This is a genomic window from Nevskia sp. (assembly GCF_023266035.1).
GTDB lineage: Bacteria > Pseudomonadota > Gammaproteobacteria > Nevskiales > Nevskiaceae > Nevskia.
This window is the reverse complement of the sequence record NZ_JAHFRY010000144.1, coordinates 1-12,277: the sequence shown is the minus strand read 5'-3', so window position 1 is coordinate 12,277 and position 12,277 is coordinate 1. Positions and strand designations below refer to the sequence as shown.

At 65.1% G+C, this 12,277-nt stretch carries 9 protein-coding genes; 3 read left to right on the top strand and 6 right to left on the bottom strand.

Annotation, left to right across the window (positions count from 1 at the left end):
• A partial coding sequence (locus Q0D45_RS18330) for a 2-dehydropantoate 2-reductase (protein ID WP_293396203.1) occupies positions 1–759 on the top strand: 759 nt, incomplete at its 5' end.
• Here the strand turns inward: Q0D45_RS18330 and Q0D45_RS18325 are convergent.
• The 4 genes from Q0D45_RS18325 to Q0D45_RS18310 all read right to left on the bottom strand — a co-directional run bounded on the left by Q0D45_RS18325 (position 737) and on the right by Q0D45_RS18310 (position 6,302).
• Positions 737–1,366: a glutathione S-transferase family protein gene (locus tag Q0D45_RS18325; protein WP_293396200.1), complete on the bottom strand. Its 630-nt coding sequence runs from the start codon at positions 1,364–1,366 to the stop codon at positions 737–739. The two genes, Q0D45_RS18330 and Q0D45_RS18325, sit on opposite strands and share 23 nt — an antisense overlap.
• Positions 1,363–4,470, bottom strand: a complete 3,108-nt coding sequence (locus tag Q0D45_RS18320; RefSeq protein WP_293396197.1) for an efflux RND transporter permease subunit — start codon at positions 4,468–4,470, stop codon at positions 1,363–1,365. The genes Q0D45_RS18325 and Q0D45_RS18320 overlap by 4 nt, the downstream gene beginning before the upstream one ends.
• On the bottom strand, positions 4,467–5,585 hold the full coding sequence (locus tag Q0D45_RS18315) for an efflux RND transporter periplasmic adaptor subunit (RefSeq protein WP_293396194.1): 1,119 nt from the start codon (positions 5,583–5,585) through the stop codon (positions 4,467–4,469). The genes Q0D45_RS18320 and Q0D45_RS18315 overlap by 4 nt, the downstream gene beginning before the upstream one ends.
• A gap of 96 nt (positions 5,586–5,681) precedes the next feature.
• Positions 5,682–6,302 (bottom strand): TetR/AcrR family transcriptional regulator, encoded by a 621-nt coding sequence (locus Q0D45_RS18310; RefSeq protein WP_293396191.1) that lies wholly within the window; start codon positions 6,300–6,302, stop codon positions 5,682–5,684.
• 86 nt (positions 6,303–6,388) lie between these two features.
• On the opposite strand from Q0D45_RS18310, the gene Q0D45_RS18305 reads away from it, so the two are divergent.
• Together Q0D45_RS18305 and Q0D45_RS18300 are read left to right on the top strand one after the other, a co-directional pair.
• Positions 6,389–7,840 carry an efflux transporter outer membrane subunit gene (locus tag Q0D45_RS18305; protein WP_293396188.1) on the top strand — a complete coding sequence of 484 codons (1,452 nt, stop codon included), beginning with the start codon at positions 6,389–6,391 and terminating at the stop codon, positions 7,838–7,840.
• A 3-nt stretch (positions 7,841–7,843) separates the two neighbouring features.
• On the top strand, positions 7,844–9,388 hold the full coding sequence (locus tag Q0D45_RS18300; protein ID WP_293396185.1) for an MFS transporter: 1,545 nt from the start codon (positions 7,844–7,846) through the stop codon (positions 9,386–9,388).
• Here the strand turns inward: Q0D45_RS18300 and Q0D45_RS18295 are convergent.
• Both Q0D45_RS18295 and Q0D45_RS18290 read right to left on the bottom strand, forming a co-directional pair.
• Entirely contained in the window at positions 9,361–10,047 is a 687-nt protein-coding gene (locus tag Q0D45_RS18295; protein WP_293396182.1) for a M24 family metallopeptidase, read from the bottom strand. The two genes, Q0D45_RS18300 and Q0D45_RS18295, sit on opposite strands and share 28 nt — an antisense overlap.
• 49 nt (positions 10,048–10,096) lie before the next feature.
• A partial coding sequence (locus tag Q0D45_RS18290; protein WP_293396179.1) for a TonB-dependent receptor occupies positions 10,097–12,277 on the bottom strand: 2,181 nt, incomplete at its 5' end.

Genomic DNA, 12,277 nt, shown 5'->3' with positions numbered 1-12,277 from the left:
CTGCCGGTCCGCGCCACGGTCTCGGTCTCAGCAGCAGCGGACGCAGAGCTGGTGCTGGTCTGCGTCAAATCCGGTGACACCGAAAGCGCAGGCCGGGACCTGGCGCCGCATCTTGCTCAAGACACAGTCGTGCTGAGTCTTCAGAACGGTGTGGACAATGCCGATCGCCTCGCTCAGTTGCTCGGCCGGCCGGTCATTCCCGCCGTGGTCTATGTGGCGGTGGAAATGGCCGGGCCGGGTCACGTCCGTCATCACGGCCGTGGCGATCTGCTGATCGGTGCCTCGGCGCGCAGCGCGGAGATCGCCGCCCTGCTGACTGCGGCAGGCATTCCGACGGCGGTTTCCGACGATGTGCTCGCGGCACTCTGGGACAAGCTGATCATCAACTGCGCGTTCAATGCCCTGTCGGCGATTCCGCAGCTGCCTTACGGCGAACTGGTCAAACGCGATCAGGTACTTGCGGTGATGCACGACGCCGCGGCGGAATGCCTGGCCGTTGCCGCCGCTGCCGGCATCCGCGTGAACAGTGATCCGCGCCTCGCGATCGAGAAGATCGCCGAATCGATGGCCACGCAGTATTCGTCCACCGCGCAGGACCTTGCCGCCGGCAGGCGCAGCGAGATCGAGCACCTCAATGGCTACATCGTCAAGACCGGCGCACGGCTGCAGGTGCCGACGCCGGTCAATCGCGTGCTATATGCGCTGGTGCGTTTGATGGAGCGTGGCGGCGGTCCTCTCAGCTCGGATCGAACGCCTTGAAACCGCGGATCACGGCAGGCCGCGTCCTGACCGCTTCGAGCCAGCGCTGAAGACGCGGAATCCGCGCCCAGTCCAGCTTCGGTTCGATCGACAGCAGCATGGTCAAGGCGGCGATATCGGCCAGGCCGAAGCGGTCGCCGCTGATGAAGCCTGATGCGCCGACCATGTGATCCGCCGCGTAGATCGCGTCCAGCGAGCGCTGATTAAGCAGTTCGGCGCCATTGCCGCTGGCCGGCACGCGACTCAGGAAGAACCCGGAGTGGCTGGGCGCGATGACGTCGGTGACGAAGTACAGGTAGCGCTCCAGCGCCAGGGCTCGCGCAGCTGGATCGGTATCCGGCAGCAGCCGGCCCGGTGCGCGCTCGGCCAGGTGCAGCAGGATCGCGTTCGATTGCGACAGCACCAGGCGCTGCCCGCCCGGCGAGCTGGCGACGATGGTCGGCACCTTGCCAGCCGGGTTCAGCGCCAGATGTTCCGGGCGCTGATGCTCGCCGCCCGCGAGATCGACAGGCACCACGCGATAGGCAAGGCCGGCTTCTTCCAGCGCGATGGCGACGCGGAAGCAGTTGCCGGTACGGGTGCCGTGCAGTTCGATCGTGTCGTTCATGCGTCTGCGAGGCCTCGGTTGGAAAGCGGTGCTGGCAGATGCTCGGGCTGGCTCGTTTCCGGCTTGATCCGGAACCAGATCGCGTACAGCGCCGGCAGGAACACCAGGGTCAGCACGGTGCCGCCGATGGTGCCGCCGATCAGGGTGAAGGCCAGCGAGCCCCAGAACACCGACAGCGTGAGGGGAATGAAGGCGAACACCGCCGCCAGCGCGGTCAGAATCACCGGCCGCGAGCGTTGCACAGTGGCCTCGACCACGGCGTGGTAAGGGCTCAAGCCTGCCTGCTCGTTGATGTGAATCTGACCGATGAGGATCAGGGTGTTGCGCATGATGATGCCGGCCAGGCCGATCAAGCCGATGATCGTGTTGAAGCTGAACGGCTGGTTGAACAGGAACAAGGTCGGCACCACGCCGACCAGTGCCAGCGGCGAGGTCAGCATCACCATCGCCATGCCGGAGATCGTGCGCACCTGAAACACGATGACGATCATCATCAGGATCAGCATGATCGGGAACACGGCCGCAAGTGCGACGTTGGCCTTGCCGGCTTCTTCGATCGCGGCTGCGGGCTCGATCTTGTAGCCGGCCGGAAGCTGGTCGACGATCGGCTGGATTTGCTTGATGACCTGCAGGGAGATTTCGGGCGGCTGGAACTCCTCGCCGATATCGCCGCGCACGGTGATCGTGGTGAACCGGTCACGCCGCCGCATCACCGGATTCTCCATGCGCACTTCGGAATGGCCAATCTGATCCAGCGGCACGTGCTGGCCGGCGCTGCCGATCAAGGTGAAGGCACCGAGCTTGGCGGGATCGAGCCGATCGGAGCCGGCACTGCGGGCCACCACGTCGACCGTGCGGATGTCTTCGCGCACCTGGGTCACCGGCGCACCGGTCAGCAGGAACTGCAGCTGCTCGGCGGCGTCGTGCGAACTCAGGCCGATCGCGCGCAGGCGATCCTGATCGAGCACGAAATGAAGGGTCGGCACCCGCTCGGCCCAATCGGTATTGACCTGGCGCATCGAGGTATTGGCGAGCATCACCGCGCGCACCTGTTCGGCTATTTCGCGCACCGTGCCTTCTTCCGGCCCCATCACCCGGAACGCGACCGGGAATGGTGAGTACGGCCCGAACACGATCTGTGTGACGCGGATGCGGGCCTCCGGCGCCAGGCCGGACACAGCTGCTTCACGCACCCGCCGCTTGAGGATTTCGCGGGCTTTCGGATCCGCAGTAAGCACCACGATCTTCGCGAACGAAGGATCTGGCAGCTCCGGTGAAATCGACAGCACGAAACGCGGCGCGCCCTGCCCGATGTAGCTGGTGACCCGCAGGGCCTCGGGCTGCTGCTTGAGCCAGGCCTCGACTTTCGCGACCGCCTCGCTGGTGACGCCGATGCTGGTGCCCTCCGGCATCTGCACTTCGACGAAAACCTCCGGACGATCCGAAATCGGAAAGAACTGCTTCTTGGCAAAACCCAGCAAGAACACCGACACAAGGAAAACCGCGACGACCGCGAGCACGACCTTTTTCTTGTGCCGCACGGTACCGGCGATCACGCCGCGCAGCTGCCGATAGCGCGGCGTGCCATAGATCGACGCGTGACCGCCCGCGATCTGCTTGATGTCCGGCAACAGCTTGACGCCGATGTACGGCGTGAACACAACCGCCACCACCCACGACGTCAGCAGCGCGAACGACACCACCCAGAAGATGTTGCCGGCGTATTCGCCGGCACCGGACTTGGCGAAGCCCACCGGCATCAGGCCGATCGCCGTGACCAGGGTGCCGGATAGCATCGGTGCGGCAGTGTGGCTCCAGGCGTACGTCGACGCGGCGATGCGGTCGAGGCCTTCTTCCATCTTCACGACCATGGTCTCGATGATGATGATCGCATCGTCGACCAGCAGCCCCAGGGACAGGATCAGCGCGCCCAGGGTGATGCGGTCGAAGTCGCGGCCGGTCACCAGCATGATGATGAAGACGCCGGCGAGCGTGAGCGGCACCGCTGCGGCAACCACCAGACCGACGCGCCAGCCCATGCTGATCAGGCTGACCGCGATCACCACCACCAGAGCGACGAAGAACTTCAGCATGAACTCGTCGTAAGCCTCGCGAATGTTCACCGCCTGATCCGAAACCTTGGTCAGGCTCATGCCCACCGGCATCTCAGCCGAGATCGCCACCGCTTCGGCCTCCAGCGCCTTGCCCAGTTCCAGGCCGTTGTAGCGGTCGCGCATGACCACGCCCAAGATCAGCGCCGGCTCGCCCTCATTGCGGATCAGGAAGGTGGCGGGGTCTTCGTAGCCACGTTTCACTTCGGCGATGTCCGACAGCTTGAGCGTGCGGCCGGCCGCGACGATCGGCGTATCACGAATCTTCTGCAGATCGTCGAGCGCGCTATCGAGACGCACCAGCACTTGAGGCCCTTTGGTATCGATCGAGCCGGCCGGGGTCACCAGGTTCTGATCACTGAGCGCGGCGAAGATGTCGCGCGCCGAGATGCCCAGATTGGCGAGGCGCGCATAGGAGAACTCGACGAAGATGCGCTCCGGCCGCTCGCCGATGATGTTGATCTTCTTCACGCCCGGCACGTGCAGCAGGCGCTGGCGCAGTTCTTCCGCCTTGCGCACCAGCAAACGCTGCGGCTCGCCCTTGGCCTTCAGCGCGTAAAGCGCGAACGAGACATCCGCGTACTCGTCGTTGATGAACGGGCCGGCAACGCCGTGCGGCAACTTCGCCGCTTCGTCGCCGAGCTTCTTGCGCGCCTGGTAGAACTCGTCCGGTACTTCTTTGGGCGGCGTGGAGTCCTTCAAGGTCACGGTGGTGAACGCCAGGCCAGGACGCGTGAAGGTTTCGGAGCGGTCGTACCACTTCAGTTCCTGCATGCGCTTTTCAAGCGGCTCGGCGACCAGATCCTGCATCTCCTGCGCGGTGGCACCGGGCCAGGCGGTGACCACGGTCAGGACCTTGATGGTGAAGCTCGGATCTTCGGCGCGGCCGAGTTTCAGGAAGGCGAACAGGCCGGTCAGCGAGATGGCGATGATCAGGAACAGCGTGACGCCGCGTTCGCGAACCGCCAGCGCCGACAGGTTGAAGCCGCTCACTGGGCAGCTCCGTGCGCAGCGGCCGCTTGGCCTGCGCCAGATGCAGCAGCAATACGGACCTTGTCGCCCTGATGCAGCAGATGCGGGCCGAGCGTGACGAAGCGATCACCGGCTGCCAGCCCGCTGGCCAAGGTCGCGGTCTCGTCCGCGATCGCCGTCAGCACCACTGGACGCCAGGACACCTGCGGCTCATTGGTCTTTTGGCCATCAACCACCCAGACACCCGGCCCCTTGCCGTTGTCGAATACGGCGCTGATCGGAATCTGCATCGCGGCCTGGTCTGCAGGTTCGGCGATGTAGATGGTCACCGTCGCGCCGAGCGGTGAAGCGGCGGCTGCGCCATCGAGCACATAGCGGGCTTCATAGGTACGGGTGCGCGGATCGGCTGCGCTCGACAGCTGCCGCAGCTTGGCGCCGCCATTGCTGGTGCTGCTGCCATAAAGGCTGGCCCGTGCCACCGAGCCGATCGCCGGGCGCAGGGTTTCCGGTAGATGAATGGTCGCTTCGCGCGGGCCGGAACGGGCCAGCCGGACCACGGTCTGGCCGGCGGCGACGACTTGTCCGGGCTCGGCCAGGGTGTCGACGACCACGCCATCGGCATCGGCCAGCAGCACCGAATAACCGGCTTCGTTGCGGGCCACGTCGATCTGCGCCTGCGCGGCGCTCAGTTCGGCAGCAGCGGCCAGGGCGGCAGCCTGCATCTGGTCATAGGCCGAGGCCGATACCGCACCTTCGGCGACCAGGCCGCGATAGCGCTTTTCATCAGCAGCGGTCTGCAGCGCTCGGGCTTTCGCCGCTTCGACGGTGCCGGCGCGCGCCGCTGTGGCCAAAGTGAAATCGGTCCGGTCGATGCGCATCAGCGGCTGCAGACGCTTGACCGTCTCGCCCGGATCGACCAATCGCTCGACGATCTTGCCGGCTACCCGGAAGCCGAGATCGCTCTGCACCCTTGCCGACACGATGCCGGTGTAGCCGCGTCCGGCCGAAGTCGCGCTGCCGGCTTCGGCAGTCCGCACCAGCGGAAGGCCGGTTCGCGGATCAGCTTCCTGATGATGGCAAGCGGAAAGCAGCAGCGCGCCAGCCAGCCAGGCGCCGATCGATTTCGATGAAGACACTGTCGCTCTCCCAACAAGGTGAGCCATCAGTTTCGACAACGAGTGACCAATTTGTCAACTGGTCACATTCGAGCGAGCGGTGATTGATCCGCAGGATCAGGGCGCCAGGCTGCGCAGGATCAGGCTGATGATCTCGTTCGGCGCTTCCGGCACGCGGTCCAGGTTGTGCTGCAGCATCACCGGATTAATGTACGACTGCATGGCGCCGAAGATCGCGCGGCAGGTTTCGTCGAGCGGCGTCTTGCGCTCGAACTCGCCCGCTGCACGCCCTTCGAGAACGATCTGCTTCAGCAGTTCGAACATCCGTTCCATGTGCGAGGTCGACGAGCGCCAGCGCTCCAGGCTCGAGTAGGCGGCGATGTCGTAGAGCTTGCGGTCATCGAAGAACAGCTTGCAACTGCTGTCCACAGTGACTTTGAACATCCGGCGCAGCTTGTCGGTGGCGGTGCGACCTTCGGCGACCGAGGCCATCACGTCGGCGCTGATCGCGGCCAGGGTGTTGCTGCAGATCGCTTCGCCGATCGCCTGCTTGGATTCGAAGAACTTGTAGATGTAGGCCTTGGAGAAGCCGATCGCCTCGGCGAGATCGGAGACCGTTGTCTTGCCGTAGCCGTAGCGGCTGAAGTGCTGGCCGGCGGCCGTGACGATCTGGTCACGGATGGTGTGATCGGTCGGCCCGCGCTGGCCGGCGTCGGCGGTTGGTGCAATGTCGTTCATGTTTTTAGATATATCGCGGGTGGCACCGAATTGACAACTAGTGACCAATACGTAATATCGTCACTACCTGTCATCGCGGAATTCCAATGTCCATCGCCTCCAGAACTTTCGCATCCGGTCTCGTCGGCGCTCTGCTGGCGGGTTGCGCCGTCGGTCCCGAGTACCAGCAGCCAGACCTCGCCGCACCCGCGCAGTTCCAGAACCGGCAGGGTATCGACCAGCGACAAGCGGCACCAGCCGCTGATCTGGTCAGCTGGTGGCAGGGCTTCGGTGATCCGCTGCTGACGCAACTGGTGACCCAGGCGCTGGCCGACAACCTCGACATCGCCCAGGCGCTGGCGCGAGTCAGCCAGTCCCGCGCCGCGCTGCAGTTCGCGACTGCGGCGCTGCTGCCGTCCGGCGAAGTTTCGGCCCAGGCGGCGCGCGCCCATCTGTCCTTGCAGACGCCGCAGGGACGGCTGCTGGACGCAATCCCGGGTTTCGATCGCAACGGCGGTTACTACGAAGCCGGCATCGGTGCCGGTTGGGAAATCGACGTGTTCGGCGGCCAGCGCCGTGATCGCGAAGCGGCCATCGCCGAATACCAGGCTTCGCGCGCCGGCATCGCTGCCGCCCGCCTTGCGGTGGCTGCGCAGACTGCCGATCTCTATGTCGGCATTCGCGGCCTGCAGGCGCGCCTGGCCATCGCCAACCAGCAGGCCGAGACCCAGCGCCGCCTGTTGTCGACGATCAAGCTGCAATACGAAGCCGGTGTCGCCGCCGAACTGCAGATGCGCCAGGCCGAAGGCGCGCTGGCCCAGGTCGAGGCTGGCATTCCGGTGCTCGAAGCGGCACTCGAATCCGTCTCGAACGCGCTCGATGTCTTGCTGGGCACCCAACCGGGCACTCATCGTGCGGAGCTGTCCCTGCCCTCGCCGATTCCGGTGGCGCCGATGATTGCCGATGCCGGCGGCCCGGCCGATCTGATCCGCCGCCGGCCTGATCTGATCGTCGCCGAACGACGCCTGGCGGCGAGCAATGCCCGAATCGGCGCGGCGATCTCCGAGTACTACCCGAAGCTGTCACTGAGCGGCCTGCTCGGCACGGCGACGACGGTGTCCGGCAACCTGTTCGATGGCGGTGCCGGTCAGGCGCGGGCGATGCTCGGCCTGCGCTGGCGGATCTTCGACTTCGTCCGAGTCGATGCCGAAATCGCAGCAGCGCGCGGCCGCAATGCCGAGTCGCTGGCTGCCTACAAGCTGTCGGTGCTGCGGGCTTCGCAGGATGTCGAGGATGCGTTTTCGATGCTGGTCCGCCGCGAAGCGCAGGCCAGCAGCCTGGCCAGCGGCGAAACCTCGTATGTCCGCGCTCGCGACGCCTCGCTGGCGGCCTACAAGGGCGGCGTGGTCAGCCTGATCGAAGTGCTCGATGCCGATAGCCGCCTGCTGGCCACCCGCGATGCCCGCGCCCAGGCGCAGACCGAAGCGGCCCGCGCGGCCATCGCGTCGTTCAGGGCACTGGGCGGTGGCTGGAATCCGGCCGAGAACACCGGGTCCTGAGCGATGAGCAGTCCGCCCAAGTCCCGGCAGCGCAGCATCCTGCTGATCGCCTCGCTGGTGTCGTCGCTGGTGATGCTCGATTCGAACGTTGTCGCGGTGTCGTTGCCGACGATCGCGACTTCGCTGCAGGCGAGCTTCGCCGACATGCAGTGGGTGGTCACCGCCTATGTGCTGCCCTTCGCAGCGCTATTGCTGGCGGCCGGTTCGTTCGGTGATCTCTACGGCCGTCGCCGCGCCGTGCTGCTCGGTCAGGCGATCTTCGCAGTGGCTTCGCTGCTCTGCGCGCTGGCGGTGTCGCCGTTGATGCTCAATCTCGCCCGCGCCTTGCAAGGCGTCGGCGCCGCGCTGCTGCTGACCGCCGCGCTGGCGATCATCAACCACAGCTTCCCACCCGCCGAACGCGCCAGGGCCTATGCCTTCTGGGGCGCCAGTCTCGGTCTGGCGATCACCTGCGGCCCGATCCTCGGCGGCGTCATCTCCAGCCTGTTCGGCTGGCACTGGGTGTTCCTGATCAACCTGCCGATCTGCGCCGTGCTGATCGTGGCGACGCTGAAAGTCATTCCCGAGTCGAGCGACCCGGAAGCCAAGCGCCTCGATCACGCTGGCGTCGCCACCTTCAGCAGTGGCTTGTTCCTGCTCACCTGGGCGGTGATCGACGGCAATGCCCTGGGCTGGTTCGCGCCGGCCGTGTTGTGGCGCTTCGGCGGTGGTGTCGCGCTATTGGCGGCCTTCGTTGCAGTCGAGCGGATGCAGACGCGGCCGATGGTCGACTTCGGGCTGTTCCGTTCCGGCAACTTCGTCGGCAGCGCCTTTGCGATGCTCGGCTACGCGGGCGGTGCGCAGGTGATGATCTTCTACCTGCCGTTGTATCTGCAGAACACCTATGGCTACACGCCGATGATCGCCGGCCTGGCGATGCTGCCATTCGCGCTGCCGATGCTGATCGTGCCGCGGGTCGGCGCCTCGCTGGCGACGACTTGGTCATCGCGCTCGATCCTGTGTCTGGGGCTGGCGATCACCGCGCTGGCGAATCTCGCTCTGGCGACCTTGGCGAGTGCTGCTGCCTCGTATCTACCGTTCGCAATCGCAATGCTGTGCGCCGGCAGCGGTGCCGGCCTGCTCAACGGCGAGACCGCGAAAGCGATGCAGAACGCCGTGCCGACCCAGCGCGCCGGCATGTCCTCGGGCCTCGGTGCAACAGCGCGTTTCAGCGGCCTGCTGTTCGGCGTCGCCGGCCTCGGTGCGGTGCTGCTCGCAGTGACTTCGAAGCACATCACCCGCGTTGCCGGCGATTGGGGCATCGACATCCCAGCCGCACTGGCCGTGGCCAAGCGCTATACGGCGGGCGATGTTGGCGGCGCCCTGCAAAGCCTGCCCGCAGCGATGCGCGACAGCGTCGGCGACAGCTTGAAAGCAGCCTTCGAAGCCGGCTTCTCGGCCGCGGCACTGACGGCGGCAGCTGTCGCGGTGACAGCGTTGATCCTGACCCGGTCGCTGATGAAGCGCAGCAACACAGCGGATCAGCCAATCGTCAGCAGCTCTTCGTAGAACGCACCGATCTGCCGCTCGCGATCGACGAAATGGATTTCCAGGATCCAGTGCCGCTGTCGTCCCAGTGAATCCAGCCCGCGCATCACTTGATGGTGGTTGGCGTCCGCGTAGCCGACGCTGCGATTCTCCGGAAGGCTCTTGTGCGGATACTCGCCGACCAGATGGGCAGCAATGCGGCCGCCGAATTCCCAGCCCGCGTCAGTCGCCAGTGACTGCAGATAGCGGAACAGCTCGCTGCCGGTGATCTCCGGGTGTTGCTCGAAATAGTGTTTGCCCGCTGCGAAAGCGGTGGCGACGTCATCGCGCAGGCGCAGCTTGGCGGGATCGTTGCCGAGCACGTAGGTGCGTCCGAAATCGGCTTCCCAGGCTTCGAAGATCGGCCCGAGATCGACGAAGACGATGTCGTCTTCGCCCAGCGTCAGCTCCGGCGGATCATCGTCATACGGTGCCAGCGTGTTGGCGCCGGCTCGCACCAGGCGCTTGTGCCAGTTCCGCTCGATGGCGAATTCCCGCAGCCCCAGCTCGGCGATTTCGCGAGTCAGCTGCGATTCGGAAACCCCTGGCCGGATCAGGCTCTGCTCGATCCGCGCGAACAGCGCAGCGGCTTTCGATTGCGCTTCGTCAAGGGCAGCCGCGCGGTCGTCTTCGGTAGTCATGCTCGGGTTCCGGCGGCTGAGGATTCGTCGGACGGAATCTTAGCCTTGGTCAGAATCTGTACCGGACCGTCATGCCGACGATGCGCGGATCGCTGGGCTGACCGAGGATCAGGCCGGAATTGCCGGTCTGGATGGTCAACGCGGTGATGTAGTCGGTATCGAACAGGTTGCGGGCGAAGACATCGAATTCCCAACCCGTCCTGAAGCGGTAGCCGAGGCTGGCATTGGTGACCGTATAGCCGCTGATCTCGGTGTACTGCGATGCCGAGGTATCGCTGTTGTAGCCGGTGCGCGAGTTCGTATCGACGTGGACGATCACAGCGCCCGGGCCTGCCGGCAGCGTGTAATCGAAGCCGACGGTGCCGACCCACTTCGACAAACCCGCCAGCCGGACCCCGGTGAGATTGCAGGCCACGGTGGCAGCGGTCTGCACTTCGAGCGGGCACGGTCCGGCGGGATAGTCGGTGTTCTCGCCATCGGCGTAAGCCACCGAAGCGCGCACCTGGAAGCCCTTGAACAGTAGCGCGACCACATCCAGTTCAACGCCCTGCACTCTCACTTCGGGAACATTGGCCGGATAGGAGCGGAGCGCTGCCGTCTCAAGGTTCGAGACGACGTTGGCCTGATAGTCCTCGACGACGGACCGATAGACAGCGAGGTTCGCCGTCGCACGGCCATCGAACAAGGTCGACTTCAGGCCGAGTTCGATGGTCGAGTTCTTTTCGTCTTTGATCACCGCCGTGGCCAGCGCCGGCTGGTTCTGGGCGTCCAGCGGCAGCCCCGATTGATTGAGGCCACCGGACTTGAAGCCATAGGCGTAGCTTGCGTAGCTCAGCAGGCCTGGTGTCAGCTGATAGGCCAGATTGGCGCGGCCGGACACATTGCCGCCGGAGTCCGCCGCCGAATAATTCTGCGGGCGCAGGATCGACAGCTGGGCGCGCTTCAGTTCTGCCGCGGTCGCCGCGTTGTACTGCGTCAGATCCGGGCCGCCGAACACCTGCGTCGCGTAGCTGCCGTTCTTGTCCTCGTAGGTGTAGCGCAGGCCCAGGGTGCCGGTCAGGCGCGGGATGACTTCGTAACTCACTTCACCGAAGGCCGCGTAGCTCTTCACATCGAAGCGCGACTGGCCGATCTGCCCGTAACCATCGAGCAGATCGCGCGGGATCGTCGCCGTGAAGTTCGCCTGATTGAGCAGCCAGTACGCGGCTGCCGGGCCGTAGACGCTGGTCGGCTGGCCGGAAATTTCCTGGGTGTAGAAGTACAGCCCGCCGACATAGTTCAGCGGCCCGGCGCCATGGGTGGCGATGCGCAATTCCTGGCTGTACTGATCCTGGCGCGAGGGAATGCGCTGAAGTGTCTGGATCGGCACGCCGATGTAGTCGCGATCGTTGGCGACGTTCCAGTCCCAGTAGCGCCAGGCGGTGACCGAGGTCAGGGTTTGCGTGCCCAGATTCCACTCGGTGATCAGCGAAGCGCCGCCGTCCTGAGTATTGATGCGCAGATCGGCGTCGATGTCCGTCAGGCGGTCATAGACATCGCGGCTAGGCGGCTCGTAGCCGAGGCCTGCGGCCAATGCCGGGAACTGTCGCGCGGGGCTGCGCCGGCTCTGGGCAACCCGCAGGAAACTCTGCGTGCAGCAGGCGGCGTCCAGATCGGAGACATCGGCGATCAGCCGCAGCTTCAGGTTCTCCATCGGCAGGAACAGCAGCTGACCGCGCAAGGCGTAATTGTTCAGCTCGTTCTCATCAACATCGGTTCTGACATTGTGGATGACCCCATCGCGCCGGGTGAACTGGCCCGATATGCGACCAGCCACCACATCATCGAGGAGCGGCCCGGAGAAGCTGGTCTTGGCCTGCAGGAAATTGAATTCTCCCAGCGACACTTCCCCGTTCAATTCCGGCGTGAACGTCGGTTCGCGGCTGATGACGTGAATGGCACCGGCAGTGGTGTTCTTGCCGAACAAGGTGCCCTGCGGGCCGCGCAGCACTTCGATGCGATCGATGTCGGTGAAATCGAACGAGGCCGTGGCCGGGCGGCCGTGATAGACCTGATCGACATAGAAACCGACGCCCGGTTCGATGCCGTCATTGGCAGCGCTGACCGACAAGGTGTTCGAGCCCAGGCCGCGGATCGTGTACGCGGTGTTCCGGGGATTGGCCGAGTTGTAGTACAGCGTCGGCACCAGCTGGCTGAGCGACTGGGTATTCACCGTGTAGCTGTTGTCGAG

Excerpts from the sequence above, each read along its gene's own strand:
- Q0D45_RS18305 (WP_293396188.1), top strand. The coding sequence starts at position 6,389 with ATGTCCATCGCCTCCAGAACTTTCGCATCCGGTCTCGTCGGCGCTCTG.
- Q0D45_RS18295 (WP_293396182.1), bottom strand. The coding sequence starts at position 10,047 with ATGACTACCGAAGACGACCGCGCGGCTGCCCTTGACGAAGCGCAATCG.
- Q0D45_RS18310 (WP_293396191.1), bottom strand. The coding sequence starts at position 6,302 with ATGAACGACATTGCACCAACCGCCGACGCCGGCCAGCGCGGGCCGACC.
- Q0D45_RS18300 (WP_293396185.1), top strand. The coding sequence starts at position 7,844 with ATGAGCAGTCCGCCCAAGTCCCGGCAGCGCAGCATCCTGCTGATCGCC.
- Q0D45_RS18325 (WP_293396200.1), bottom strand. The coding sequence starts at position 1,366 with ATGAACGACACGATCGAACTGCACGGCACCCGTACCGGCAACTGCTTC.